Genomic DNA, 25,634 nt, shown 5'->3' with positions numbered 1-25,634 from the left:
AGGTTCTGGAGCACTCAGGATCTAGAGCAGCAGAGCGATCGCGCGCACGGCCGCCGCGCACAGGGCGACGAACCCGCCCAGCACGGCCAGTGCGCGCAGCCCCTCGCGGCGCAGCTCCGGCAGCCGGGCGCCGATCCGCTCGATCTCGCGGCCGGTGATGCCGCCGCACAGCATGCCGAACACCACGCCCGCGGCGGTGACCGGCGCGGGCTGCTGCCACCAGTCGGAGCCGATCTGACCGCCGCCGGTGAGCCAGAGCGCTCCGCCGGCCGCCACCACGACGGGCACGCCCGGCCAGAGCGCCGCGGTCACCGCCGAGCCGGTGGCCGCGAACGGGAACACCAGCACCCGCAGCGCCACCCGCCAGCGCCGTGACGTGCGGTTGCGGACCACCCAGTGGCTCATCCAGATGGTCCGCGTCAGCACCACGAACACCGCCGTGATGCCGATGGAGGCGATCGGCCACATCACCGACGCCACCACGCACGGCACGGCCAGCACGGCCAGCAGCAGGAGGGCGGCGTTGCCCGCGGGCAGCGAGGTGGAGCCGGGCTCCGACCTGAAGCGGGCGGCGCGGCCCCCTCGCGCCTGGGCGGCCGCCGCCTTGGCGCGGGCCCGCGCGGTGGCCGGCTTGGCGCCCTCGGCCGCCCGGCCGCGGGCCTCGGCCCGGCCGCGCGGCGCCGGCACCTTGCCCTCCGCGGCGGAGCGGACGCGGGCGGTCCCGTCGGCGGCGGCGCGCCCCCGGGCGACGGCCTCGCCGCCCGTCCGGGTGCGCGGCGCGGCGTCTCCGGTCGCACGTGCCCGAGCGGCCTCGGCGCCCGTACGGGTGCGCGCTGGGTCGGCGCCCGTACGAGTGCGCCCTGGATCTGTGCCCGTACGCGTGCGCGCCGGGTCCGTGCCCGTCCGGGTGCGCGCGGCCTCGGCGGCCGGTCTCGGCCGGGCGCCGGACTCGCCCGCCGACCTGGGACGCGGCGTGGCCTCCCCACCGGCTGCCGATCCGGCGGTCCCTGGTCTTGGTCTCGGTGTGGCGTCCCCGGTGGAGCCGCTGCGGGTGCGCGTGCCGTCGGCGCCCGCGCGTCCGCGCGGCGACGGGACCTTGCCGTCCTGAATCTCGCCGCCCGACCGGCCGCGGGCTCCCGGGTCGCCGCCGGTGCGCGGACGTGGCCCGGAGTCGCCGGTCCGCGGTCCCGTGTCGGCGCCGGAACGGGCGCGGGGGCCCGTGTCGCCGCCCACGCGAGGCCGGGGGCCCCGGCCCTCCTCCCCCGTCTTGCGCGGGGGCTTGGCGTCGTCAGCGGCACGGCCGCGCGTCTCCTCGGCCACGGGGGCCGCGAGCAGACCCTTCGGCGCCGAGCCCGAGCCGGGCCCTCCGGTCACCCGGGCCAGCCGGGACAGCCGGTCGGCCAGCAGCGCGGCCGTGGGACGCTTGCCGGGCTCGCGGTTGAGCGCCGCGCGCACCAGCGGCAGCAGTGCCACGGGCACGCCCTTGAGGTCGGCCTGGCCGTTCAGCACCGCGTACATCTGCGCCTCGGCCGTGCCCCGCCCGAACGCCGGCCGCCCCGTCGCCGCGAACGCCACCGTCGCCGCCCAGGCGTGGATGTCGGCAGGCGAGTCGACCTGCTCGTCGGCGAAGATCTCCGGCGCGGTGTAGCCGGGCGTGCCGAGGAAGGTGCCGGTCATGGTGAGCCGGGTGGCGTCGTGCACCTGCGCGATGCCGAAGTCGATGAGAACCGGGCCCTCGGCGCCCATGATGATGTTGGCGGGCTTCAGGTCGCGGTGGACCACGCCGGCCGCGTGGATGATCGCCAGTGCGGCGGCGATGCCCTGCGCCATGTCGACGAGCTGCGCCATGTCGAGGGGCCCGTCCTGGCGGACCCGGTCGAGGAGCGTGACGCCCTCGATGTGCTCCATGACGAGGTACGGCCGGGCGCAGCCGAGGTCGGCGTCGAGCACCTTGGCGACGTACGGGCTCTCGACCCGGCGGAGAGCACGAACTTCGCGTTCCAGCCGAATCCTGGACGAATCATCCTGGGTGAGCTCGTGCAGCACCTTGAGCGCGACCCGCTCGCCGCGCCGGGAGCCGGCGAGGTAGACCTCGCCCATGCCCCCACGGCCCAGCCGCTCGAGCAAGGTGTACGGCCCGACCTTGCCGAGCTTGCTCACCGTCCCTCCCTGCTCGGCGCGCCCATAAGGGGCACAACCTTAGCGCCGGAAGGGCCGGGGATGTCCGAGGCGCGCCGAGACTTTCGCTTCCCGCGGACGGCGCGCCCGAACCGGCGCGCCACCGCGACCGCTAACGATCGGAGCGCCGGCCCAGCAGCGCGTCGAACTCCGCCAGCGGCTCCCGGGACAGGTCGGGACGTCCGCTGCGACGCCAGCGGACGTGGCCGCGGCCCTCCAGCCACAGCATCAGACGGTCGGCGCCGGCGATCACAGCGGCGGCGGAAGCCAGGGCGATGAGCAGCTCCATGCGCCCAGCCCATCGCCATCGCCCCCGGCGGCCACGCCGACACGCCGCCGCCTGCCGTATCGGGTCAGCGGCCTGACCCGGCGATGACCGTGCCCTCGGAGGTGCGCAGGTGTCCCTCGCCGGTGTAGACCCACTTGGTGGAGGTCAGCTCGGGCAGCCCCATCGGGCCGCGCGCGTGCAGCTTCTGCGTGGAGATGCCGATCTCCGCGCCGAACCCGAACTCCCCGCCGTCGGTGAACCGGGTGGAGGCGTTGACCGCCACGGCCGCCGAGTCGACGAGCGACACGAACCGGCGGGCGGCCCCCTGGGACCGGGTGACGATCGCGTCGGTGTGCCCCGAGCCGTACTCCCGGATGTGGGCCACGGCGTCCTCCAGCGAGTCGACGACGGCCGCGGCGATGTCCAGCGAGAGGTACTCGACACGGAAGTCGTCCTCGGTGGCCGGCACGACCTCGCCGAGACGGGCCACGCGGTCGTCGCCGTGGACGGTCACGCCGGCCTCCTTCAGGGCCCGCAGCGCCATGGGCACGAACGTGTCCGCGATGCCGGCGTGCACCAGGAGCGTCTCGGCCGCGTTGCACACCGACGGCCGCTGGGCCTTGGCGTTGACCAGGATCTCCACGGCCAGGTCGAGGTCGGCGTCGGCGTCCACGTACACGTGGCAGTTGCCCACGCCGGTCTCGATCACCGGCACCGTGGACTCCTCGACCACCGAGTTGATCAGTGAGGCGCCGCCACGCGGGATGAGCACGTCGACCAGGCCGCGCGCCCGCATCAGCTCCTTGACCGAGTCGCGGGTGAGCCCCGGCACGAGCTGCACGGCCCCGGCCGGCACCTCGGTGTCCGCGAGCGCCTCCTGCATGACCCGCACCAGCGCGGTGTTGGAGGAGTAGGCGCTGGAGGAGCCGCGCAGCAGCACCGCGTTCCCGCTCTTGAGGCAGAGCGCCGCCGCGTCGACGGTCACGTTGGGGCGGCCCTCGTAGATGATGCCGATGACGCCGAGGGGCACCCTGAGCTGCCGCAGCTCCAGCCCGTTGGGCAGCGTGGAGCCGCGCACGACCTCGCCCACCGGGTCGGGCAGGTCGGCCACCTGCCGCACCGCCTCGGCCACGGACCGGATCCGGCTCTCGTCGAGCCGCAGCCGGTCGATCATCGCCTCGGCCGTGCCCTGCGCGCGGGCCTGCTCGACGTCCTCGGCGTTGGCCTCGATGATCTCCGCCGCGTGGGCCACCAGGGCGTCGGCGACGGCGCGCAACGCCCGGTCCTTCGGCGCCCGCGGCAGCGGGGCCAGCTCGGCGGCGGCCTCTCGTGCCGCGCGGGCGACCTTCAGGAACTCCTCGGACATCACGTGCTCCTCGTTGTCGTGCCGCTTGAGAGGCGCCGGCTCCCGACGCCCCCCACCCGGCCCTCGTCCCTCACCAGCCGCGGTGCGGCCGGGCGCGGGGGCAGTCAGTTGTGGGACTCCAGTATGACGATGTCGTCGCGGTGGATCAGCTCGCGTTCATATTCCGGACCCAGCTCGCTGGCCAGCTCGCGCGTGGAGCGGCCCAGCAGGCCCGGGATCTCGCCGGCGTCGAAGTTGACCAGCCCGCGCGCCACCACCGCGCCGCGCGGCGCGCACAGGTCGACCGGGTCGCCCGCGGCGAACTCGCCCTCCACGGAGGTGACGCCCGCCGGCAGCAGCGACTTGCGGCGCGCCACGATGGCCTCGACCGCGCCGTCGTCGAGGTGCAGCCGCCCCCGGCCGGTCGTGGCGTGCGCCAGCCAGAGCAGCCGGGTGCCGGGGTGCCGGCCGCCCGGGTGGAAGTAGGTGCCGACGTCGGCGCCGGCCAGGGCCTGCGCGGCGTGCGCGGCGGCCGTCAGCACGACCGGCACGCCCGCGCCGGTGGCGATGCGCGCCGCCTGCACCTTGGTCACCATGCCGCCGGTGCCGACGGCCGCGCCGTTCCTGCCCAGCTCGACGCCGGCCAGGTCCTCCGGGCCGCGCACCTCGGCCAGCCGCTTGGCGCCGCTGCGGCTCGGCGGGCCGTCGTAGAGGGCGTCCACGTCGGACAGCAGCACCAGCGCGTCGGCGTGGACGAGGTGGGTGACCAGCGCCGCCAGCCGGTCGTTGTCGCCGAAGCGGATCTCGTCGGTGGCGACGGTGTCGTTCTCGTTGACGATCGGCACGATGCCGAGCTCCAGCAGCCGGTTGAGGGTGCGCTGGGCGTTGGCGTGGTGGGCGCGGCGCATCATGTCGTCGGCCGTCAGCAGCACCTGGCCGACGCGCAGGCCGTATCGGGCGAAGGAGGAGGTGTAGCGGGCGACGAGCACGCCCTGGCCGACGGAGGCGGCGGCCTGCTGCGTGGCCAGGTCGCGCGGGCGCGCGGACAGTCCGAGCGGGCCGAGGCCCGCCGCGATCGCCCCCGAGGAGACCAGCACGAGCTGCGTGCCCGTACGGCGGCGCGCGGCGAGGACGTCGACCAGCGCGTCGACCCGGTCCACGTCGATCGTTCCCTGCGGGGTGGTCAGCGAGGAGGAGCCGACCTTGACGACGACCTTCGACGCTGAGCTGATCCGTTCGCGCACATCTGGAAGCCTATCCGAGGCCGGCGGCCCCGATCCGCGCGTCTCCCGCGAGCCCGGCGGCGGGGCCGGGCGGCGGGGTCAGCGGGGAGCGGGGCCGCGCGGGACGCGGCCCAGCCGCTGCTCCGCCCGCAGGGAGAGGTTTCCTAGCCCAGCCTGCTGTCGGTGCCGCGAGGGCCCGTGCGGACGGACTCGGCGTGCAGCGTGGGCTGCCAGTCGAAGACGTAGCCGCCCTCCATGGGGCCGATGACCACCTCGGCGCCGGCGGTCGCGCCGGCCTTGACCAGCTGCTCCTCGACGCCGAGCCGCTCCAGCCGGTCGGCCAGGTAGCCGACGGCCTCGTCGTTGCTGAAGTCGGTCTGCCGGATCCAGCGCTCGGGCTTCTCACCCGTGACCTGGAACAGGTTGTCGTTGACCTTGCGGACCGCGAACCCGGTCTCGCCGAGCTGCCGCGGCCTGATCACCAGGCGGGTGGGCTCCTCGACCGGGCGGTTGGCACGGGCGGCGGCGACCCACTCGCCCATCGCGAACGTCAGCTCGCGCAGCCCGGCGTGGGTGGCGGCCGACACCGTGAACACCTGGAGCCCGCGCGCCTCGAAGTCCGGCTTGACCAGCTCGGCCAGCTCCTGGGCGTCGGGCACGTCGGCCTTGTTGAGCACCACCATGCGCGGGCGGTCCTCCAGCTTGCCGTACGCCTCCAGCTCCGCCTCGATCACCTCGTAGTCGGTGACGGGGTCGCGGCCGGGCTCCATCGTGGCGCAGTCGATGACGTGGACCAGCATGTCGCACCGCTCGACGTGGCGCAGGAACTCGTGGCCGAGGCCCTTGCCCTGCGAGGCGCCCGGGATCAGCCCGGGCACGTCGGCGACCGTGAAGACGGTCTCGCCGGTGGTGACGACGCCGAGGTTGGGCACCAGCGTGGTGAACGGGTAGTCGGCGATCTTCGGCCGGGCCGCGCTCAGCGCCGCGATCAGCGACGACTTGCCGGCGCTGGGGAAGCCGACCAGCGCGACGTCGGCGACGCTCTTGAGCTCCAGCATGACGTCCAGCCCGTCGCCCGGCTCACCGAGCAGCGCGAACCCCGGGGCCTTGCGCTTCGTGCTGGCCAGCGCGGCGTTGCCGAGGCCGCCGTGGCCGCCGTGCGCGATCACGTACCGGGTGCCCGAACCGACGAGGTCCACCAGCACCTCGCCCGTGTCGGCGTTCTTGACGACGGTGCCGTTGGGCACCGGCAGGACGACGTCGCCGCCGTTGGCGCCGTCACGGTTGGAGCCCTGCCCCTGCTTGCCGTTGTCGGCCTTGCGGTGCGGGCGGTGGTGGTAGTCGAGCAGGGTCGAGGTGTTGGGGTCCACCTCCAGGATCACGTCACCGCCCCGGCCGCCGTTGCCCCCGTCGGGGCCGCCGAGCGGCTTGAACTTCTCCCGGTGGATGGAGGCGCAGCCGTTCCCTCCGTCACCAGCCCTGACGTGCAGGACCACTTGGTCCACGAAGTCCGGCATGTCCGCCTCTCCTCACGCCCCCGTCCGGGGGTTCTCTCTTGTCTTGCGTGCTCGTCCCGCGCTCATCACGTGCTCGTCCGCGCTCGTCCCGCGCTCGGCCCTCGCCGGGGCCGGCCCGGGGGACGCGGCACGCACGGATGGGCCGGACAACACGAAGGGGCGGATCGACGAACCGATCCACCCCTTGGTAACGCCGTTCGGCTGCGGATTACTCCGCGACCGGGACGATGCTCACGGCCTTGCGGCCACGCTTGACGCCGAACTGCACGTGACCCGCGGTCAGCGCGAACAGCGTGTCGTCGCCACCACGGCCGACGTTGTCGCCGGGGTGGAAGTGGGTGCCACGCTGACGGACGATGATCTCGCCCGCGTTGACCAGCTGGCCGCCGAAGCGCTTGACGCCCAGGCGCTGAGCGTTGGAGTCACGGCCGTTCCGGGTGGACGACGCGCCCTTCTTGTGTGCCATCTCTCAAACTCCCGATCAGGCCTGGTCGATACCGGTGATCTTCACCTGGGTGTACCGCTGGCGGTGACCCTGGCGCTTCTTGTAACCGGTCTTGTTCTTGTACTTGAGAATGCGGATCTTCGGACCCTTGGTCTCGCCGAGAATCTCGGCGGCGACCGTGAACTTGCCCGCCTCCGTGGTCACATCGCCGTCGTTGACGACGAGCACCGTCGGCAGCGAAATCGAAGAGCCGACCTCGCCGGCGACCTTGTCCACCTCGAGGACGTCACCGACGGAGACCTTCTGCTGCCTGCCGCCGCAACGAACGATCGCGTACACCGCGGAACCCTTCTACTGTCTACTGTTGCGATCCACGGCCGTCCCGGACGGGGCGGCCGTTGACTGCCGAGTGCTGCGCCTGCACCCGCATTTGTCTGGAACCAACGAACCGAGTGGGCGCGCCAACAGGGCACGTCACCTGACGCACCGATCCACAAGGGTACCGGATTAACGGTGCCCTAGGCGAACCGGACGGATCGTCGGGCAGTCCTTCGAGCAGCCACTCAGGGGGCTACTCGGCGGACTTGGCTCGGCGGGAGCGTCGCCGCCCCCTGCCGGAAGACTGGCCCGCTTGGTCATCCTCAGCAGGGACGTCATCAAGCGCACCGGTCACGGTATCACGGCCGGAGGAGTCCTTGGCCGCGGAAACCTTGTCCCCGCTCTTGTCACCATGGCTCTTGTCGCCATGGCCCCTGTCGCCCAGCTTGTCCGCCACAGCCTTCTCGACGGCCATCTTGCCCTGCGTGCCGCGCGGCTCCGGCTTGGACTCCACCGGCTCCGTGGAGACGATGAGCCCACGCCCGTTGCAGCACTCGCACGGCGTCGAGAACGCCTCCAGCAGCCCCTGACCGACCCGCTTGCGCGTCATCTGCACCAGGCCGAGCGAGGTGACCTCGGCCACCTGGTGCTTGGTCCGGTCGCGGGCCAGGCACTCCAGCATGCGCCGCAGCACCAGGTCACGGTTGGACTCCAGCACCATGTCGATGAAGTCGATGACGATGATGCCGCCGATGTCGCGGAGCCTGAGCTGGCGGACGATCTCCTCGGCCGCCTCCAGGTTGTTGCGGGTGACGGTCTCCTCGAGGTTGCCGCCCTGACCGGTGAACTTGCCGGTGTTGACGTCGACGACGGTCATCGCCTCGGTGCGGTCGATCACCAGCGAGCCGCCGCTGGGCAGCCACACCTTGCGCTCCATCGCCTTGGACAGCTGCTCGTCGATCCGGTACGACTCGAACACGTCACCCTGGTCGCCGTCCCAGCGCGACAGCCGCTCCTCCAGGTGCGGGGCGACGTACTTGACGTACTCCTCGACCGTCTCCCACGCCCCCTCGCCCTGTACGACGAGCGAGCTGAAGTCCTCGTTGAAGACGTCGCGCACCACGCGCACGGTCAGGTCCGGCTCGGCCGACAGCAGCTCGGGCGGGCTCGCCGACTTGGCCTTCTTCTGGATGTTCTCCCACTGCGCCGACAGGCGGGCGACGTCGCGGGCCAGCTCGTCCTCGGAGGCGCCCTCGGCCGCGGTGCGCACGATCACGCCCGCGTTCTCCGGCATGACCTTCTTCAGGATGCTCTTGAGCCGGGTGCGCTCCTTGTCGGGCAGCTTGCGGCTGATGCCGGTCATCGAGCCGTCGGGCACGTAGACCAGGTAGCGGCCGGGCAGGCTGATCTGCGAGGTCAGGCGGGCGCCCTTGTGGCCGATCGGGTCCTTGGTGACCTGCACCAGCACCGACTGGCCGGACTTCAGCGCCACCTCGATCCGCTTGGGCTGGCCCTCCAGTCCGGCGGTGTCGAAGTTCACCTCTCCGGCGTACAGGACGGCGTTGCGGCCCTTGCCGATGTCGACGAACGCCGCCTCCATCGACGGCAGGACGTTCTGCACCTTGCCGAGGTAGACGTTGCCGACGTACGACTGGCTGGCCTCACGGTTGACGTAGTGCTCGACGAGGACGCCGTCCTCCAGCACCGCGATCTGCGTGCGGTCGCCCTGGCGGCGCACCACCATCATCCGGTCGACCGCCTCGCGACGGGCCAGGAACTCCGACTCGGTGATGATCGGCGGACGGCGGCGGCCCAGCTCGCGGCCCTCGCGGCGGCGCTGCTTCTTGGCCTCCAGCCGGGTCGACCCGCGCACGCTCTGCACGCCGTCGGCGGAGGTGTCCACCAGGGCGGCGCGACCCGAGCGGGGTGCGCGGATGCGGACGACCGTGTTGGGCGGGTCGTCGCCGGCCGGCTCGGCGCCCCCGTCGTCGGAGCCGCGCCTGCGGCGGCGGCGCCGGCGGCGCGAGCCGGAGCTGTCCTCCTCCTGCTGCTCCTCGGGCTGGTCGTCCTCGCCGTCGTCGTCGGACTCGTCCGAGTCGTCGGAGTCGGCGTCGTCGCGCTCGCGGGCCTTGCCGCGGCCCCGGCCGCCCCTGCGGCGGCGCCGGCGGCGGCTGCCGCCCTCTTCCTCCTCCTGGTCGGAGTCGTCGGAGGAGTCGACGTCGTCGATGACCGCCTCGGCGGCCTCGTCCTCGTCGGCGGCCGGCTCGGGCTCGGGCCGCTGGGTCTCGGCACGCGCCGGCTCGGGGCGCGCGGGCTCCGGACGTACGGCCTGGCTCGGGTCGGGCGCCTGGAACAGCGGCGCGAAGATCGCGGAGGGGCGCTGGAACGAGGCGCCCGGCTGGTCGGAGCGGCGCCCGGAGAACCCGAACGGGTCGGCGAGCAGGCTGGGCCGGTCGCCGTCCTCGTCGAGGTCCTCGCCGGCGGGCTCGTCGTCGAGCGGCTCGTCCTCAGGCAGCACGTCGAAAATGTCCTCGACGTCGCCCTCGTCCTCGTCGTCGGCGCTCTGGGTGGCGGCGCTCCGGGTGGCGGCGCTCTGCCTGCGGGTGCTCCGGCCGCGGGTCGTGGCGGCGGTCTCCGCGCCGGTCGCACCGCTCTCGTCGCCGGTGCCCGAGGCGCCGGCGGCGGCCGTCTCCTCGGCCGCGGCCTCCGGCTCCGCCTTCTTGCGGGTACGGCGGCGGCGCGTCGGGGCGGCCTCGGCGGCGTCATCGACGGTGTCCTGCGTGCCACCCGCGCCGCGCGGCGTCGTGTCGCCGCTCTCGGCGGCGTCCTGGCCCGCCTCCGCCGCGAGAACACGGTCGGCGGTGTCCAGCGCGGCCCGTTCGGCGTCCTGCGCCGCGGGCGCACCCGTCTCCGGGGCGCCGGCGTGCGTCAGGGCCGCCTCGGCGGCGTCACCGGCCGGCGACGCTCCCGTGGTGGCCGGCTCGGCGTCCTCGGCCTTCCTGCCGGTGCGGCGGCGCGAGGCGGTGGCCGTCGAACGGGTCCTGGTCCGCTTGGGCTTCTCGGCCTCTGCGGCGCCCGCGTCCGCGGCGACGTCGTCGGAGCCACCGGAGGCGCCACCCGCGACGGCATCGGCGACCGCGGCCTCGGCCGGGCTTCCCCCTGCCTCCTGGGCAGTCCCCGGCGCGGCCTCCTGGCCGGCCTGTTCCGCGGCGGCGCCCTCCGGACCCCGTGCCGCGGCCTCGGCCGCGGAGACGGTCACCGGAGCGGGCTCGTCGGGAACCTCGGGCGGCGGCCCGGCGGGCCGGCTCGCGACCCGGCGTCGCGTGGTCGTGCGTGGCTGTTCAGTTGTCTCGCCGTCGGGGCCCGTGACCCCGGTCTTGGGCTCGTTCTCGAGCATGCGGGCGCTCTCCCGTCAGCTCCCGGGCGCGTCGCCGCGCCGCGCAGGAGCTCTCGTGTTTCGTTGTGCGCCCGCGCCCCCGCCAAGGGGCATGAGCGCCAAGTCCTGTCAGCGGTCGTGCCCCACCCATGCGGGACACTCCCTTAACCGGCGACGTGCTCACCTGTCGGTCCCGCTTCGCCGCCGCGCGTGGTCTCGCGGTCAAGGTCGAACGGGTCGGCAAGCGCACCGGTGCCGACGTCCAGCGGCCCCTGCGCCAGCCTGGTCACCTCGGGGGGGACCGGCGGCGCGAAGTCGGCCACAAGGCGCAGCCCTGCGAGCACATCGTCGGGTCGAACGGCAGGCGTCATGTGCCGAACAACCATGCGCAGTATGACACACGACTGTCCGGGCACCTGAGCTGCGGTTCTGCCTGTCCCCTCGGATCCCTCGGACATCGCCAGCCTCAGCACGGCCTCACGGGCGTCGAAGCGGCGAGGGCCCTTCTTGGTGAGGCGCTCGACCTCCACGGCCTCGGCGGAGAGGAACTTCTCCACCGCGACCCCGGCGAGATCGGGATCCGCACCGGGCATCCGCACCTCCCACTCGGAGGCCTCCAGGCGCTCGGCCAGCCCTCCCGGGCCCGCCTCGACGACCTCAAGCACGTCGAGCCCGGGCGGCAGCGAGCCGTCGAGGTCGTCGCGGACCCGCTCGGGCTCGCACGGCGTGGTGACGCCGATCTCGAGGTACTCGGCCTCGCTGGCGACACCGGTCGGTGCCGCGCCCGCGTAGGAGATCTTCGGGTGGGGCGAGAAGCCCGCGCTGTAGGCCACCGGAATCCCGGCACGGCGGACCGCCCTTTCGACGGCCCGCGAGATGTCGCGGTGACTGGTGAAGCGCAGGCGGCCGCGCTTGGCGTAGCGCACACGCAGGCGCTGCGCCGTGGGCGCGGGCGGGGGCCCGTCGGGAACAGGTTTCAGAGCTTTGTCGTCCTTCCCGTGTCAGAGTTCCTTCGTTCAGGATAAGCCGCCTTGACGCCTGATCGGCTCAGGATCATGTACGGCGAGGCACGGACCGCGCACCGAGCGCGCCGGAACGGTGCGCTCGGCTGTGCCGGAACGGCCACCGGAACAGGTTTCCGGCCGCTCGCACGCACCTCGGCCGCCCGCCGGACCCGCCCGGGAACACCCGGTCTCGCCCCTCGGGACAGTCCCCTCCGGAATCCCGCCCCGGAAAGAATCCCGGGCGGGTCTCCGTGCCGCGGACCTGCCCTGGAGCTGTCTCAGACCACCGTGAGCGGAAGGAGCTTGCGGCCCGTGGGACCGACCTGGATCTCGGTGCCCATGGTCGGACAGACGCCGCAGTCGTAGCACGGCGTCCACCGGCAGTCCTCGACCTCGCCCCCGGAGACGGCCTCCTGCCAGTCCTGCCAGAGCCACTCGCGGTCGAGCCCGGCGTCGAGGTGATCCCACGGCAGGACCTCGTTCTCCTCGCGCTCGCGCACGGTGTACCAGTCGACGTCGACCCCGGCCCGCTCGGCCGCGGCCCTCCACCGCTCGTAGGAGAAGTGCTCGCTCCACCCGTCGAAGCGCCCGCCGTCCTCCCAGACGGCGCGGATGACCGCGCCGACCCGCCGGTCACCGCGCGAGAGCAGACCCTCGACGATGGACGGCTTGCCGTCGTGGTAGCGGTAGCCGATGGCCCTGCCGTACTCCTTGTCGCCGCGCAGCGAGTCGCGCAGCGCCTTGAGCCGCCGGTCGACCGTCTCGTGGTCGGCCTGGCCGGCCCACTGGAACGGCGTGTGCGGCTTGGGCACGAACCCGCCGATGGACACGGTGCAGCGGATGTCGCGCGACCCGGTGATCTCCCGGCCGGCCTTGATGACCTTCTTGGCCAGGTCGGCGATGCCGAGCACGTCCTCGTCGGTCTCGGTCGGCAGCCCGCACATGAAGTACAGCTTCACCTGCCGCCAGCCCTGCGAGTAGGCGGTGGTGACGGTGCGGATCAGGTCCTCCTCGGTGACCATCTTGTTGATCACCTTGCGCATGCGCTCGGACCCGCCCTCGGGAGCGAAGGTCAGCCCGGAGCGCCGCCCGTTGCGGGAGAACTCGTTGGCCAGGTCGATGTTGAACGCGTCGACCCGGGTGGAGGGCAGTGACAGCGAGGTGTTGGTCCCCTCGTACCGGTCGGCCAGCCCCTTGGCGACGTCGCCGATCTCGGAGTGGTCGGCCGAGGACAGCGACAGCAGACCGACCTCGTTGAAGCCGGACTCCTTGATCCCGTTGTCCACCATGGCGCCGATCGTGGTGATCGACCGCTCGCGCACCGGCCGCGTGATCATGCCGGCCTGGCAGAAGCGGCAACCTCGCGTGCAGCCGCGGAAGATCTCCACGCTGAACCGCTCGTGGACCGTCTCGGCGAGCGGCACCAGCGGCTTCTTCGGGTACGGCCACTCGTCGAGGTCCATGACCGTGTGCTTGTGGACGCGCCACGGGACGCCGGGCCGGTTGGGCGCGACCCGCTTGATGCGCCCGTCGGGGTGGTAGTCGACGTCGTAGAACTTGGGCACGTAGACGCCGCCCGACTCGGCCAGGCGCATCAGCAGCTCGTCGCGCCCCCCGGGCCGCCCCTCGGCCTTCCACTCGCGGATGACCTCGCTGACGGCGATGGCGATCTGCTCGCCGTCGCCGAGCACGGCCGCGTCGAGGAAGCCGGCGATCGGCTCGGGGTTGAACGCGGCGTGGCCGCCCGCGAGCACGATCGGGTCGTCGTCGCCGCGGTCGACGGCGAGCATCGGGATGCCGGCCAGGTCGAGCGCGGTGAGCATGTTGGTGTAGCCGAGCTCGGTGGAGAACGACACGCCGAGCACGTCGAAGGCGCGCACCGGGCGGTGGGCGTCGACGGTGAACTGGGGCACGCCCTCGGCGCGCATGAGCGCCTCGAGGTCGGGCCAGACGGCGTAGGTGCGCTCGGCGAGGGTCGCGGGCAGCTCATTGAGGATCTCGTAGAGGATCGCGACGCCCTGGTTGGGCAGGCCGACCTCATAGGCGTCCGGGTACATCAGCGCCCAGCGCACGTCGGCGTCGTCCCAGTCCTTCACGGTCGAGTTGAGCTCACCCCCGACGTACTGGATGGGCTTCTGCACCTTGGGCAGCAGCGCTTCCAGACGGTGGAAAATCGACTCGACAGGCATACGACCAGGGTAGCGGCGCGCGGGAGCGGCCAAGCCCCGGCGTCAGTTGTACGTCTGCTCGCGGATCCTGATCGACTGGAGCAACCCGACCGCGATGAGGTTGGCGAAGGTGGCCGTGCCGCCATACGACACGAACGGCAGCGGCAGCCCCGTGATCGGCATAATCCCGATGGTCATCCCGATGTTGACGAACGTCTGGAACGCGAACCAGCACACGATCATGCCCGCCGCCAGCGACCCGAACCGGTCGTCGCACTGCCGGGCGATCCGCAGCCCGCGCAGCAGCACCACGCCCAGCAGCGCCACGATGGCCACCGACCCGAGGAAGCCGAACTCCTCCCCCGCCACCGTGAAGACGAAGTCGGTGTGCTGCTCCGGCACGAACCGGCCGGTGGTCTGCCCGCCGTGCAGCCACCCCTTGCCGAACACCTGCCCCGACCCGATCGCGATGAGCGACTGCGTGCTGTTGTAGCCGACGCCGCGCGGGTCGACGCCCGGGTCCAGGAACGCGGTGAAACGCGCGATCTGGTACGGCTCCAGCAACTGCAGCCGGAACACCAGGAACACCGCGGTCGCGGCCACGAGCGACAGCAGCACGATCCACCGCTTGCGCACGCCGCCGATGACCAGCGCCGCGGCGGTGATCACGGCCAGCACCAGCGCCGTGCCGAGGTCCGGCTGGAGCATCACCATCCCCAGCGTCAGCGCCGCCACCGACAGCGCCAGCACGACGTCGAACAGGCGCGGCCGGTCGGAGCCCTCCGCCGGCTGCGCCAGGAGCATCGCCAGGATCAGCAGCAGCCCCAGCTTGGCGAACTCCGACGGCTGCACTGCGAACCCGCCGCCCAGCAGGATCCACGAATGCGACCCGTTGATCGTCGCCCCGAGCGGCGAGATCACCAGCCCGAGTCCCACCAGGCTGACGAGGTACACCATCGGCGCGTAGGCGCGCATGGCCCGATGGTCGATCGCGGTCGTCATGGCGCACAGCACCAGCCCGATGCCGAGGTTCAGCATGTGCTTCTTGACCAGGCCGGTCGAGCCGGGCGCCCACGTACGGGTGGACGACCACACCAGCAGCGTGCCGATGACGCACAGCGCGACGACCGCGACCAGCAGCAGGCCGTCGAGCCGCCACAGCGACGACTGCGCGCCCACGATCCGCCGTCCGTAACCGCGCCGGCCGTTCCTCAGCACCCGCTCCGCCGTCACCCCGCCGCCACCCTCACTGTGTCCTCGTCACTGTGTCGTCACCACTGTGTCGTCATCACTGGCCGCCGGGCCCCCGTCTACGGGGCCCTCACCGCGCCACCGTCCCGTCGGGCGCGAACTTCGGCAGCCTGCTCGCCGGCTTGCCGCCCGGCAGCGCCGCCGGCCCCTTGAGCCCGTAGATGCCCTCGTAGATCTCCCGCGCGATGGGCGCCGCCGTCTGCGCCCCCATCCCGCCCTGCGACACCATCGCCACCACCACGAACCGCGGATCGTTCGTCGGAGCGAACGACGCGAACCACGAGGTGTCCTCCTTGCCCCACACCTCCGCGGTGCCGGTCTTGCCACCGATGCGTACCTTGTCCATCGGGAAGCCCGCGAACGCCCCGGCCGCGGTGCCGTCGGAGGGCACGTCGCTGAGCGCGCCCTTGATGTAGAGCCGCTCCTTCTCGCTGAGCGGCAGCTTCCCCACCACCGGAACGTCGTACTTCTCGACCAGCGTGCCGTCGGGCCGCACCCGCGCCCACCCGATGCGCGGGCTGCGCAGCTTGCCGTCGTGGACCAGCGCCGCGTACGCGCGGGCCAGCTGGAGCGGCGTCACCAGCACGTCGCCCTGGCCGATCGCGAAGTTGGCCGAGTCGCCGGGCCGCAGCAGGAAGCCCTCGGCGCAGTTCTCGTACGCCAGCCGCTTGAGGAAGTCGGCCCGCGCCCGGTCGGCCACCTCCGGGTAGCCGGTCTGCGCCCGCTTACAGGTGGTGCCGCTGGTCTGCGTCCACAGCTCCTTCTTCCACCTGCGGTCGGGGATGCGGCCGGACGACTCACCGGGCAGGTCGATGCCGGTCCGCCGGCCGAAGCCGAAGGCCCTGGCGGTGTTGGCGAACACCTCTTTCGGGTTCTTCTTGGGGTCGCGCCCACCGTCACGCAGATACTGCTCGTACGCCGCCCGGTAGAAGATCGTGTCGCACGACTTGACCAGCGCGGTGTGCAGGTTCATCGTGCCGAGGCCGATGCCGTGGAAGTTGTTGAACGGCCGGCCGCCCACCATGTACGACCCGGGGCAGTCGTAGGTTCCGTTCAGCGGGTAGCCGGACCGCAGCATCGCGGTGACCGACGACACCTTGAACGTCGAGCCGGGCGCGAACTGCCCGTTGATGGCCCGTGACACCAGCGGTTTGCCTGACTTTTCCGACAGCAGCCGCTGGTAGCCGCTCGCCGAGATGCCGCCCGCCCACACCGCCGGGTCGTAGCCGGGCGCGCTGGCCAGCGCCAGCACCCGCGCCGTACGCGCGTCGAGCACGACGGCCGCGCCCCCGTCGGCCTTCGGAGCGTTGTGCATGGCCCTGGCCAGGGCCCGCTCGGCGACGGCCTGCACGCGGGCGTCGATGCTGGTGACGATGTTGTCGCCGCTGACCGGTCGCACCTGCTGCTCGACGCCGATGGCCTTGCCCATCCGGTCCACCTGCACCCGGCGCAGTCCCGGCTTGCCGCGCAGCGCCTCGTCGTAGACCTCCTCCAGCCCGTCGCGCCCGGTCAGGTCGACGCCGGAGTAGGCGGCCTTGAGCCCCGAGCGCTTCTCCAACTCCGCCTCGGTGACCGGCTGCAGGTAGCCGAGCATCTGGGCGCCGGCCTCACCGCCGGGGTACTGCCGTACCGACTGGATCTCGGCGGTGACGCCCGGGAAGTCCTCCTGGCGTTCGACGATCTGCAGCGCCTGCCGCGTGTCGGCCTTCTGCGCGACGGGCACCGGCTGGTACGGCGAGCCCGTCCAGCACGGCTGGGACACACCGGGCCCGCACGGCCGGATCCGTTCCTTGAGCTTCTTGACCGGCGTGCCGAGCACCGCGCTCAGCCTGCGCAGCACCGACGCGCCGCCGTCGGGCGTGCGCGTGAGCGCGGTCCGGTCGACCGACACCACCAGCGCCGTCTGGTTGCGCACCAGCGGCCGGCCGGAGGAGTCGAGGATCTGCCCGCGCACCGCGGGCTCGATCACCGTGCGCGTCCTCGTCTCGGTCGCCCTGGTCACGAACTCCTGCCCGCGGACCACCTGCACCTGCCACAGCCGTACGGCCAGCACCACCAGCAGGGTCAGGACGAGCACGTGCAGCAGGAACAGCCGGGCACGCATCCGGGTCATGTGGCGTACCCCGGCTCCCGGCCACGGCTGGTGGCCCAGAGGACGACGGGCGAGAGGATCATCGTGTAGGCGATCGTGAGCGGCACCTGCTCGACCAGGGTCGTGAAGGTCACCCGCGGATCGGAGATGAGCAGCCCGAGGGCCACGGCCAGCGACGGCCCCAGCAGCACGCACGCGACGATCGTGGCCACGGGGCTGCCGACGCCGCGTCCCGCGACATAGCCGACGACCGCCAGGGCCAGCGCGTACTGCCCCATCAGGTGAGCCGCCGGCGGCATGATGTCCACCAGCAGCCCGGCGCAGAACCCGAGCAGCGCGCCCGTCGCGGGACCGCGCGTCATCGCCAGCCAGGTCACCACCAGCAGCACCAGGTCGGGCGCGCCTCCTCCCGGCAGTGGCACCCGGTTGACCAGGACGACCTGCGCCAGCACGACGAGCGGCACGAGCAGTAGAGGCGTCATCGCGTTCTCTCCTTCTCCTCCTTCGGCGGGACGGCCCCTGCCGTCGGCGGGACGGCCCCTACCTTGGGCGGGACGGCCACCTGCTTCGGCGGTCCGGCCCCCTCCTTCGGCGGCAGGACCGCGTCCCGCGGATCGCGCCGGGGGGCCCGCAGCACCACGCCGACCACGTCGAGCGCCGTCAGGTCCGCGTACGGCCGCGCGAACGCGACCCGCGTCAGCTCGCCCGGCGTCGCCTCCACCCGCTCGATCACCCCGATCGGCACGCCCGCGACGTACGGCGCGCCACGCTGGGACCCGAAGCTGACGATGCGCCCGCCGGGCGCCATCGGCGCGGTCGAGTCGAGCAGCCGGAACTGCACGAGGCGTCCGTTCTGCCCCACCCCGTGGACCACCCCGATCTCCTGGCCGCCCTCCAGCCGCGCTCCCGTGGCCGAGCCCCGGTCGCTGATGAGGACCACCGTGGAGGTGCGGGGCCCGGTCAGCACGATCCGGCCGACGAGACCGTCGGCGTTCATCACGGTCATCTCTGGACGTACGCCGTCCTCGGCGCCGACGTCGAGCTCGACGGCCTCCTCGAAGCCGGGGTTCCCGCGCCGGGCGATCACATTGGCCGGCAGGACGTCGTAGCCGCCGCGGGAGACGGTGCCCAGCATGCGCTTGAGCTGGGCGGAGCGCGCCGCGTCGAGCGAGTTCGCGACCAGGCCGGCACGCAGCCGCGCGTTCTCCGCCTTCAGCCGCCTGACCTCGTCCTGCGCGCCGGGGGCGGTCGCGAGCGAGTGGATGAAACCGGTCACCGGCCGTGTCACGAAGCCGGCGGCCCGCTCGATCGCGCCGAACACCCCCGCCCCCGCCTGGCGCACCGGCACGAACGGCGACTCGGCGCCGGTGCGCTGGTCCACAGTCGCACCCAGCAGCGACACGGCCACGAGGACGCCGAGGATGATCCGGCCACGGCGGATGTCCCTCATGGCGGTCAGCCGCGCGATTCCGGCAGGAGCACCTGCTGGAGCGCCTCGAAGTCCTCCACGCAGCGGCCGGACCCGAGGGCCACCGAGTCCAGCGGGTTGTCCACCAGGTGGATCGGCATGCCGGTCTCCACCTTGATCCGTTCGGTCATGCCTTTGAGCAGCGCTCCGCCGCCGGTCAGGACGATGCCGTGGTCCATCAGGTCGCCGGACAACTCGGGCGGGCACCTGTCGAGCGTGGTCTTGATCGCGTCGACGATGGAGCTGATCGGCTCCTCGATGGCCTTGCGGATCTCCTCGGACGACACCACGACCGTCTTGGGCAGGCCCGTCACCAGGTCGCGGCCGCGGATCTCGGCGTGGGCGTCGTCGCCGTCGGCCCAGGCCGACCCGATCGCTATCTTGATCTCTTCGGCGGTGCGTTCGCCCAGCATGAGCGAGTACTCCTTCTTCGCGAAAGTGATCACCGCCTGGTCGAGCTCGTCACCGCCGATCCTGATCGACTGGCTGGTCACCACGCCGCCCATCGAGATGATCGCCACCTCGGTGGTGCCGCCGCCGATGTCGACGACCATGTTGCCGGTCGGCTCGTGCACCGGCAGCCCCGCGCCGATGGCCGCGGCCATCGGCTCCTCGACGATGTAGACCTTGCGCACACCCGCCTGGTAGCCGGCCTCCTTCACCGCCCGCTGCTCCACGCTCGTGATGCCACTCGGCACCGCGATGATCACCCGTGGCTTGGCGAAGTGGTGCCGCCGGTGGACGCGCTGGATGAAGTAGCGCAGCATCCGCTCCGTCACCTCGAAATCGGCGATCACACCGTCCTTGAGCGGCCGGACCGCCACGATGTGGCCGGGTGTGCGGCCGATCATCCGTTTGGCCTCGACGCCCACCGCCATGATCTTGCCGGTGGTGGTGTTGATGGCGACGACCGACGGCTCGTTCAGCACGATGCCCCGGCCGCGGACGTACACCAGCGTGTTGGCGGTGCCCAGGTCGACCGCCATGTCACGGCCGAGGAACGCGAGCTTGCTGCCCATGGAACGGAGCCTTCCGTAATATCGTACGCCAATCGCTACAGAGTGAATTCGAATCGTAACGTGACGTACCCAAGCCCGGTCGCAACGAGCCCAGCCGCCCCACAAAAAACCTGCCGCCTCTCCGCCAAACCCCTTTTGCCCGGAATTCCGCTAGAAGTGCAGAGTGCACCGCAAGGGCGCCAAGAACGCGAAATGCCCGCCCGGCACGGGGGCCGGCGGGCACTCACGGGTTCTGACGGGTCTACCGAGGAGGGCGGCAAGCCCTCCGGCGCTCCTTAGAAGCGGTCCGGGAAGAAGATCTTGATCTCCCGGGCGGCGGACTCGGGCGAGTCGGAGCCGTGGACGACGTTCTCGCCGATCTCCAGGGCGTGGTCGCCGCGGATCGTGCCGGGGGCCGACTTCACCGGGTCGGTGAGCCCGGCCAGGGCGCGGAACGCCTCGACCGCGCGGGGGCCCTCCAGCACGAGGGCGACGAGCGGGCCGGAGGTGATGAACTCGACCAGCTCGCCGAAGAACGGCCGCTCGGAGTGCTCGGCATAGTGCGCCTTGGCGGTCTCGACGTCGAGAATGCGCAGGTCCATCGCGACGACCTTGAGGCCCTTGCGCTCCACGCGGGCGATCACGTCACCGATGAGGCCGCGCTTCACCCCGTCGGGCTTGATCAGGACAAGAGTGCGCTCGGACACTTGAGGTTCTCCTTTGAACAGGGTCTGGGGGTCGCGGATGCGGCTACGGACGCCGGGATGACTCCGCCGGGAACGCTCCGCGGCACGCACGACCTCGCGTCGCTGTAGCTGCGGCTCAGCTTACCGTCCTCGGACCCCACGCCCACGCCGCACGCCCTGACGGGGCTCACCGCGACTCGAACCACGCCCCTCATCCGCACGCGCCACATGTCGGAGCGGCACTCACGCCCCCGCGTCCCGCGACCGGGTGGCACCCGCTCCCGCACATGTTCACGTCGTGCAGGAAGACCTGCGCTTCGGCACCCGCCACCTGGCGCACACGGCACCCACGCCCGACACAACCGCAGGTGGCACCCGCTCGGCGACACGTCACACGACAGGAGGACACACCACGCACGTCACACGACCGGAGAACACACCACGCACGTCAGACGACGCCGCGGCGCGCGCACCGACAGACCGTCAGGACGCGGCGGGACGGGCACCCGGCCGTCGAAAGGCGGGAGGCGTCCCACGCCCTCACGCCTGGGAGCCGTCCTCCGGGGAGGCGGTCGGCGGCGGGACCGCCGGACGCTGCTCGGTCCCGGCGGAGCCGGCGTCCTCACCGGCGCCGGTACCGCGGCGTCTCCCCGCGCCGCCCCCGGCACCACGCGACCCGCGCCGCGCGCCGGAGGATGCCGCCTCGTCGGCGGGCCCCGGCGCGGGTGTCTGCGCCGGAACGCCGCCCTTCCACGCGGACGCCCCGTTGGGCATGGAGGAGGCGGGTACCCGGGGAACCGCCCCGGTCGGAGCATCCTCCTCGTCAGTCCCGTCCCGCAGGGGCCCGCCGGAGGTCTTCCCGGACGTGCCGCGCTCCCGCGCCGCGCCCCTCAGAGCGCCGTCACGCGGTTCCGCGCCGTCCGTGCCGCTCACGTCCGGTGACGCCTCGAACGCGCCCAGGGACCCCTTCCCGAGCCCGCCGGAGCCGTTCCTGGCCCCGCCGCCGGCCGTCCCGTCACCCGGCACGTCCTCACCCGACGGGACGGTCGCAGAGGCGGCGTCAGCCGCCGCACCGGCCCGCCGAGCGCCGTCGCCGGAGCCGTTCCCCGCGACCGCGAAGCCACCGTTTCCGGAGCCGTCTCCAGCCACCTCGACGCCACCGTTAACGGAGCCGTCCCCAGCCACCTCGACGCCACCGTTAACGGAGCCGTCCCCAGCGACCTCCAAGCCGCCGTCCCGCGAGAAGCCGTCAGCCGCATCGGACCGATGCCCATCGCCCGACGAACCACCGGCCACATCGGCATCGGCCAGTCGCTCCGACTCGGTCAGCCGCTCCGGCTCGGTCAGCCGCTCCGGGCCGGAAAGATCCTCCGAGCCGGCCGGCCGGCCCGCCTCGGTCACCTGTCCGGAGCCGGACGGCCCGTCCGGATCGCCGTCCCCCGCCCCATCGGGGCCAGGCCCACGCCGCGACAGCAGCGCGGCCAGCACGATGACGGCCACCACCAGGAACCCGCCGATCAGCGCCCACATGTGCAGCGCCCCCACGAACCGGTCCACGAGCTGCTGCGGCGAGCTCACCCCGCGCAGCATCGCCATCTGCACGCCGCTGCCCAGCAGGTAGCCCGCCAGCACGCCGGGAAAGCACAGCGCCAGCCCGAACAGCGCGGCCCCGACCCCGGCCCGCCGCAGCGACGCCGTCAGGGCCACGGCCGCACCCACCGCCAGCAGCGTGAAGGGCACGACCAGCACCCTCCCGTCCGCGGCGGGCACCACCACGCGCACCGAGCACAGGCCGACCACCATCGCCAGCAGCCCGAGCGGCTCCGGCCACGTCGCGTCGTCGCGGACGAACAGCCGGACGAGCACCGCGCCGGCCACCGCGAGCGCGCCCGCCACGGCGAACGGCGCCCACAGCCCCTTCAGCCCCGGACCGCCCAGCCCGCCCATCTCGACGTACGTCACCTGCGCGATGCTCGGCAGCACCACGGCGCCGACGGCGACCATCACGTACGCGAGCGAACGCGCCCGGGGGGTGCCGATGGACGCGAGCGCGAGAAGCGCGCCCACGGCGAGCACGGCGACCAGGATCACGATGTTGGGACGCCAGTCCTCGCTCGCGGTGCTGATGGCCACGACGGCGATGCCCGCGGCCGGCATGGTCGCCAGCAGCAGCCGGCTGCGCTCCCTGGGCTCGGGCCGCGGCGCCGGCCGCCGGCCGTACTGCAGCCACAGCACCAGGTAGGCGGCGGCCAGCACCAGCGCGATGCCGGTCAGCATGGGGTACGGCTGGAGCGTCACCTTCCAGTCGCTCACCCCGTCGAGCGGCCACAGGGCGAGTGCCTGGGCACTGAGCAGGCTGAGGGCCAGCACTCCCGACCAGACGGCGCGCAGCACCGCCGGACGCTCCCAGGCGGCCACCAGCGTGGCCGGGAGGAGCAGACCGGCGCCCACGCCGTGGACGACGCGCAGCACACCGACGAGGAACGTGGAGCCCGCGTACCCGCCTGTCGCGTCGGCCACGGCCAGCAGCGCGAGGCCGGCGATCAGGACGTAGGCGACCTTCACCCTGCCCAGCGCCACGGCGGCGAGCGGGACGGTCAGCATCATCGCCGGCAGGGCCAGGCCGTGCGCGCGCATGAGCCCGAGCCGGTCGAACCCCGGGGGCAGCAGGTCGCCGACCACGGAGACGGTGTTGGGGATGGCGACGATCGCCAGGGGCAGCGCGGCCACGATGAGCAGCGCCAGCACGGTGTCGAGGAACCACGGGTACGTGGCGCCGGGGTCGGGTCCCGTGGCCGGTTGGTTCGGGGACCGCTGAATCGGGGGGACGGCCATGTTCGCCGACTTTAGCGGGAAGTCACGCCTTCGACACGGCGAGCTACGAATATCGCCGTGATCCACAGCGCGAGGAAGATCGCTCCGAGGAAGAACATGGTCGGGACCAGGAACCCCGTCGCGATGGCGATCACCTGCACGACGCTGCCGAGCACGTAGCCGATCGGCTTCTTGAGCAGGCCGGCCGCCACCACGCACAGCACGGCGAGCCCGATGCCGGCCGTGACGGCCAGCGCGGGCCGCACGCCGTTCACGCTGATCGCGACCGGGGTGACCAGCGCCGCGACGATCGCCTCCATGCCCAGCACGCTCGCCCCGAGCCTGCGCATGCCCGGGGTGACCTCGAACCCCAGCAGGCCCTTCCCGCCGCCGGCCATCACGCGCCGTCCGCCTTCAGCAGCAGCCGGGCGTCGCCGGCGGTCACCACGGACCCGACGATGAGCACACCCGTGCCGCTGAACTCACCCTCGGCGTCGGCCATGCCGATGCCCCTGTCGATGGCGTCGTCGAGACGCTCCACGAGGTGGACGCGGTCCGGCCCGAAGATCGGCTCGGCGAGCCGTGCAAGCTCCTCGGCCGGCATCGACCGGGGCGAGGAGTTGCGGGTGACGATGATCTCCTCCAGCACCGGCTCCAGGAGCTCCAGCAGTCCGTCGACGTCCTTGTCCCGCATGACGGAGACGACGCCGACGACCTTGGCGAAGTCGAACGCCTCGTGCACCGCCTCGATCGTGGCCTGCATGCCTCCGGGATTGTGGGCGGCGTCGACCACCACCGTCGGATTGCGCCGGAGCACCTCCAGCCGCCCCGGCGACGATGCCTGCGTGAACGCCTGCCGCACGAGCTCCACGTCCAGCGGGTCGTCGCCGCCGGTCAGCGCCTCGACGGCGGCGAGCGCGGTGACCGCGTTGCTCGCCTGGTGGGCGCCGTAGAGCGGCAGGTACACCTCGTCGTAGGTTCCCTTGAGGCCGCGCAGCGTCAGGAGCTGGCCGCCGATGGCCACCTCGCGCGCCAGCACCCCGAACTCCAGTCCCTCACGCGCCACGACCGCGCCCACCTCGGCGGCCCGCCGCATCAGCACCTCGGCCGCCTCCAGGTCCTGCTGGGCGAGAACGGCGGTGGCGCCTGGCTTGAGGATGCCGGCCTTCTCACCGGCGATGCTCGGGATGTCGGGGCCCAGCCGGTCGGTGTGGTCGAGGGAGATGGGCGTGATGACGGCGACGGTGCCGTCGGCCACGTTCGTCGCGTCCCAGGAGCCGCCCATGCCGGCCTCGATCACCGCGACGTCGACCGGGGTGTCGGCGAAGGCCGCGAACGCCATGGCGGTGAGCAGCTCGAAGAACTGGATGCGCCGGCCCTGCGTGTCGGTCAGCTCGACGTACGGAATGATCTCCTCATAGACCTCCGCGAACCGCTCCTCGCTCAACGGCTCGCCGTCGACAGTGATGCGTTCGCGCATGGACACCAGGTGCGGGCTGGTGAACCGGCCGACGCGGAGATTGCGCTCCCGGAGCAACGCCTCGGTCAGACGGGCGGTACTGGTCTTGCCGTTGGTGCCCGCTATGTGAATGACCGGGTACGCCCGCTGGGGCGAGCCGAGGAGGTCGAGCAGGGCGGCGATGCGGTCGAGCGTCGGCTCGAAGTCCCACTCGACGCCTCGCTCCATGATCGCGCGTTCAACAGCACGGTAGTCCACCCCTCAACCCTACTGACCCCACCACCCGCCCCGGCCACACACCGCCCCGGAACCCTGACCACACCAACCCTTTCCACCGCCCGCGCACGAGGGAGGGCCAGAGGTGCGTGCGTCCCACCTCGACCGCTTGCCCGCGCATATGGTCCAGGAGGGCTTGCCCGCGCATATGGTCCAGGAGGGCTTGCCCGCGCATATGGTCCAGGAGGGCTTGCCCGCGCATATGGCCCCGGAGGTACGTCACTCGCCGGGCACTCGGTACGAGGGCAGTCGTTCTCCCGGCCGGCACGAGGGCAGTCGTTGCCCTACCGGGGTCAGTCAGGGGAGCACGAAGGGTGCCTGCTTGAGGGCGGGATCCCAATGGCGCTTGCAAGACCAGCAATGCGATGCACGAACGGCGGCGCGATGTGGGCGTGGGGTCATCGGCGTGTCCATGGAAGTCGCCACCGCAGCGCCGGACGTACCTTCGCGGAGCACGTACACGGCCGAAGAGGCCGGGAATTGAAGTGGGTCGCCACCCGTCGCCGTGCGCGGTCAAGCGCCCGGCGATTGACCGATTGACGCCGAACAAGTAGTTCCGGCCCCGCAGCCACCCGTTGCCCTCTCCTGAGGGCCGGGCAAGAAAAAGAGCACGTCCTAGGGCCAGGTAAAAACAAAGCACGCCCTCATTCGGTCTCCGGGCATGCGAAAGGGGCCCACACAGGCCCGGCACGAATGCCAGACCCGCATGGACCCCCATCAAAAGATTGTCCGGCGGTGACCTACTCTC

General features: G+C 72.5%; 19 protein-coding genes. All 19 read right to left on the bottom strand.

Annotation, left to right across the window (positions count from 1 at the left end; translation table 11 throughout):
- Nucleotides 1-21: 21 nt before the first annotated feature.
- The 19 genes from ACIBG4_RS41055 to ACIBG4_RS40965 all read right to left on the bottom strand — a co-directional run bounded on the left by ACIBG4_RS41055 (nucleotide 22) and on the right by ACIBG4_RS40965 (nucleotide 24,838).
- Entirely contained in the window at nucleotides 22-2,160 is a 2,139-nt protein-coding gene (locus tag ACIBG4_RS41055) for a protein kinase (RefSeq protein WP_397207935.1), read from the bottom strand.
- A gap of 130 nt (nucleotides 2,161-2,290) precedes the next feature.
- On the bottom strand, nucleotides 2,291-2,467 hold the full coding sequence (locus tag ACIBG4_RS41050; protein WP_310717328.1) for a hypothetical protein: 177 nt from the start codon (nucleotides 2,465-2,467) through the stop codon (nucleotides 2,291-2,293).
- Nucleotides 2,468-2,531: 64 nt separating this feature from the next.
- Complete coding sequence (locus ACIBG4_RS41045) at nucleotides 2,532-3,812, bottom strand: glutamate-5-semialdehyde dehydrogenase (RefSeq protein ID WP_355451526.1); 1,281 nt, start codon at nucleotides 3,810-3,812, stop codon at nucleotides 2,532-2,534.
- Between the two features lie 104 nt (nucleotides 3,813-3,916).
- The gene (proB, locus tag ACIBG4_RS41040; RefSeq protein WP_397207932.1) at nucleotides 3,917-5,035 is read right to left on the bottom strand and encodes a glutamate 5-kinase; all 1,119 of its coding nucleotides are present in this window, start codon (nucleotides 5,033-5,035) and stop codon (nucleotides 3,917-3,919) included.
- Between the two features lie 143 nt (nucleotides 5,036-5,178).
- Nucleotides 5,179-6,531, bottom strand: a complete 1,353-nt coding sequence (gene obgE / locus ACIBG4_RS41035) for a GTPase ObgE (protein ID WP_397207930.1) — start codon at nucleotides 6,529-6,531, stop codon at nucleotides 5,179-5,181.
- Nucleotides 6,532-6,739: 208 nt separating this feature from the next.
- Complete coding sequence (gene rpmA / locus ACIBG4_RS41030; RefSeq protein WP_310717324.1) at nucleotides 6,740-6,997, bottom strand: 50S ribosomal protein L27; 258 nt, start codon at nucleotides 6,995-6,997, stop codon at nucleotides 6,740-6,742.
- A 15-nt stretch (nucleotides 6,998-7,012) separates the two neighbouring features.
- Nucleotides 7,013-7,315 carry a 50S ribosomal protein L21 gene (gene rplU, locus ACIBG4_RS41025; protein WP_310717323.1) on the bottom strand — a complete coding sequence of 101 codons (303 nt, stop codon included), beginning with the start codon at nucleotides 7,313-7,315 and terminating at the stop codon, nucleotides 7,013-7,015.
- Between the two features lie 232 nt (nucleotides 7,316-7,547).
- On the bottom strand, nucleotides 7,548-10,691 hold the full coding sequence (locus ACIBG4_RS41020; protein ID WP_397207928.1) for an Rne/Rng family ribonuclease: 3,144 nt from the start codon (nucleotides 10,689-10,691) through the stop codon (nucleotides 7,548-7,550).
- A 143-nt stretch (nucleotides 10,692-10,834) separates the two neighbouring features.
- Nucleotides 10,835-11,596, bottom strand: a complete 762-nt coding sequence (locus tag ACIBG4_RS41015; protein ID WP_310717321.1) for a TIGR03936 family radical SAM-associated protein — start codon at nucleotides 11,594-11,596, stop codon at nucleotides 10,835-10,837.
- A gap of 356 nt (nucleotides 11,597-11,952) precedes the next feature.
- Nucleotides 11,953-13,863 carry a TIGR03960 family B12-binding radical SAM protein gene (locus ACIBG4_RS41010; protein ID WP_310717320.1) on the bottom strand — a complete coding sequence of 637 codons (1,911 nt, stop codon included), beginning with the start codon at nucleotides 13,861-13,863 and terminating at the stop codon, nucleotides 11,953-11,955.
- 42 nt (nucleotides 13,864-13,905) lie between these two features.
- Nucleotides 13,906-15,075 (bottom strand): rod shape-determining protein RodA, encoded by a 1,170-nt coding sequence (gene rodA, locus ACIBG4_RS41005; protein ID WP_397207925.1) that lies wholly within the window; start codon nucleotides 15,073-15,075, stop codon nucleotides 13,906-13,908.
- An 88-nt stretch (nucleotides 15,076-15,163) separates the two neighbouring features.
- Entirely contained in the window at nucleotides 15,164-17,206 is a 2,043-nt protein-coding gene (gene mrdA / locus ACIBG4_RS41000) for a penicillin-binding protein 2 (protein WP_397207923.1), read from the bottom strand.
- Complete coding sequence (gene mreD / locus ACIBG4_RS40995) at nucleotides 17,203-17,667, bottom strand: rod shape-determining protein MreD (protein ID WP_397207921.1); 465 nt, start codon at nucleotides 17,665-17,667, stop codon at nucleotides 17,203-17,205. Before mreD ends, mrdA begins: the two co-directional genes overlap by 4 nt.
- Nucleotides 17,664-18,635 carry a rod shape-determining protein MreC gene (gene mreC, locus ACIBG4_RS40990; RefSeq protein ID WP_397207919.1) on the bottom strand — a complete coding sequence of 324 codons (972 nt, stop codon included), beginning with the start codon at nucleotides 18,633-18,635 and terminating at the stop codon, nucleotides 17,664-17,666. Before mreC ends, mreD begins: the two co-directional genes overlap by 4 nt.
- Nucleotides 18,636-18,640: 5 nt before the next feature.
- Complete coding sequence (locus ACIBG4_RS40985) at nucleotides 18,641-19,672, bottom strand: rod shape-determining protein (RefSeq protein ID WP_397207917.1); 1,032 nt, start codon at nucleotides 19,670-19,672, stop codon at nucleotides 18,641-18,643.
- A 275-nt stretch (nucleotides 19,673-19,947) separates the two neighbouring features.
- Nucleotides 19,948-20,358: a nucleoside-diphosphate kinase gene (ndk, locus tag ACIBG4_RS40980; protein WP_397207915.1), complete on the bottom strand. Its 411-nt coding sequence runs from the start codon at nucleotides 20,356-20,358 to the stop codon at nucleotides 19,948-19,950.
- A 519-nt stretch (nucleotides 20,359-20,877) separates the two neighbouring features.
- The gene (locus ACIBG4_RS40975; RefSeq protein ID WP_397207913.1) at nucleotides 20,878-23,172 is read right to left on the bottom strand and encodes a hypothetical protein; all 2,295 of its coding nucleotides are present in this window, start codon (nucleotides 23,170-23,172) and stop codon (nucleotides 20,878-20,880) included.
- An 11-nt stretch (nucleotides 23,173-23,183) separates the two neighbouring features.
- The gene (locus tag ACIBG4_RS40970) at nucleotides 23,184-23,549 is read right to left on the bottom strand and encodes a DUF4233 domain-containing protein (protein ID WP_397207911.1); all 366 of its coding nucleotides are present in this window, start codon (nucleotides 23,547-23,549) and stop codon (nucleotides 23,184-23,186) included.
- On the bottom strand, nucleotides 23,549-24,838 hold the full coding sequence (locus ACIBG4_RS40965; RefSeq protein ID WP_397208006.1) for a bifunctional folylpolyglutamate synthase/dihydrofolate synthase: 1,290 nt from the start codon (nucleotides 24,836-24,838) through the stop codon (nucleotides 23,549-23,551). Before ACIBG4_RS40965 ends, ACIBG4_RS40970 begins: the two co-directional genes overlap by 1 nt.
- Between the last annotated feature and the right edge of the window lie 796 nt (nucleotides 24,839-25,634).

Origin of the sequence: Nonomuraea sp. NPDC050383, assembly GCF_044459125.1 — a bacterium.
GTDB lineage: Bacteria > Actinomycetota > Actinomycetes > Streptosporangiales > Streptosporangiaceae > Nonomuraea.
Note: the sequence above shows the minus strand (reverse complement) of the source record. Positions and strands in the feature narration are given on the sequence as shown.

Excerpts from the sequence above, each read along its gene's own strand:
- mrdA (WP_397207923.1), bottom strand. The coding sequence starts at position 17,206 with ATGACCCGGATGCGTGCCCGGCTGTTCCTGCTGCACGTGCTCGTCCTG.
- ACIBG4_RS41045 (WP_355451526.1), bottom strand. The coding sequence starts at position 3,812 with ATGTCCGAGGAGTTCCTGAAGGTCGCCCGCGCGGCACGAGAGGCCGCC.
- ACIBG4_RS40970 (WP_397207911.1), bottom strand. The coding sequence starts at position 23,549 with ATGGCCGGCGGCGGGAAGGGCCTGCTGGGGTTCGAGGTCACCCCGGGC.
- ACIBG4_RS40985 (WP_397207917.1), bottom strand. The coding sequence starts at position 19,672 with ATGGGCAGCAAGCTCGCGTTCCTCGGCCGTGACATGGCGGTCGACCTG.
- mreD (WP_397207921.1), bottom strand. The coding sequence starts at position 17,667 with ATGACGCCTCTACTGCTCGTGCCGCTCGTCGTGCTGGCGCAGGTCGTC.
- ACIBG4_RS41010 (WP_310717320.1), bottom strand. The coding sequence starts at position 13,863 with ATGCCTGTCGAGTCGATTTTCCACCGTCTGGAAGCGCTGCTGCCCAAG.
- rpmA (WP_310717324.1), bottom strand. The coding sequence starts at position 6,997 with ATGGCACACAAGAAGGGCGCGTCGTCCACCCGGAACGGCCGTGACTCC.
- ACIBG4_RS41050 (WP_310717328.1), bottom strand. The coding sequence starts at position 2,467 with ATGGAGCTGCTCATCGCCCTGGCTTCCGCCGCCGCTGTGATCGCCGGC.
- mreC (WP_397207919.1), bottom strand. The coding sequence starts at position 18,635 with ATGAGGGACATCCGCCGTGGCCGGATCATCCTCGGCGTCCTCGTGGCC.
- ACIBG4_RS40975 (WP_397207913.1), bottom strand. The coding sequence starts at position 23,172 with ATGGCCGTCCCCCCGATTCAGCGGTCCCCGAACCAACCGGCCACGGGA.
- ACIBG4_RS41020 (WP_397207928.1), bottom strand. The coding sequence starts at position 10,691 with ATGCTCGAGAACGAGCCCAAGACCGGGGTCACGGGCCCCGACGGCGAG.
- obgE (WP_397207930.1), bottom strand. The coding sequence starts at position 6,531 with ATGCCGGACTTCGTGGACCAAGTGGTCCTGCACGTCAGGGCTGGTGAC.
- ACIBG4_RS40965 (WP_397208006.1), bottom strand. The coding sequence starts at position 24,838 with ATGGAGCGAGGCGTCGAGTGGGACTTCGAGCCGACGCTCGACCGCATC.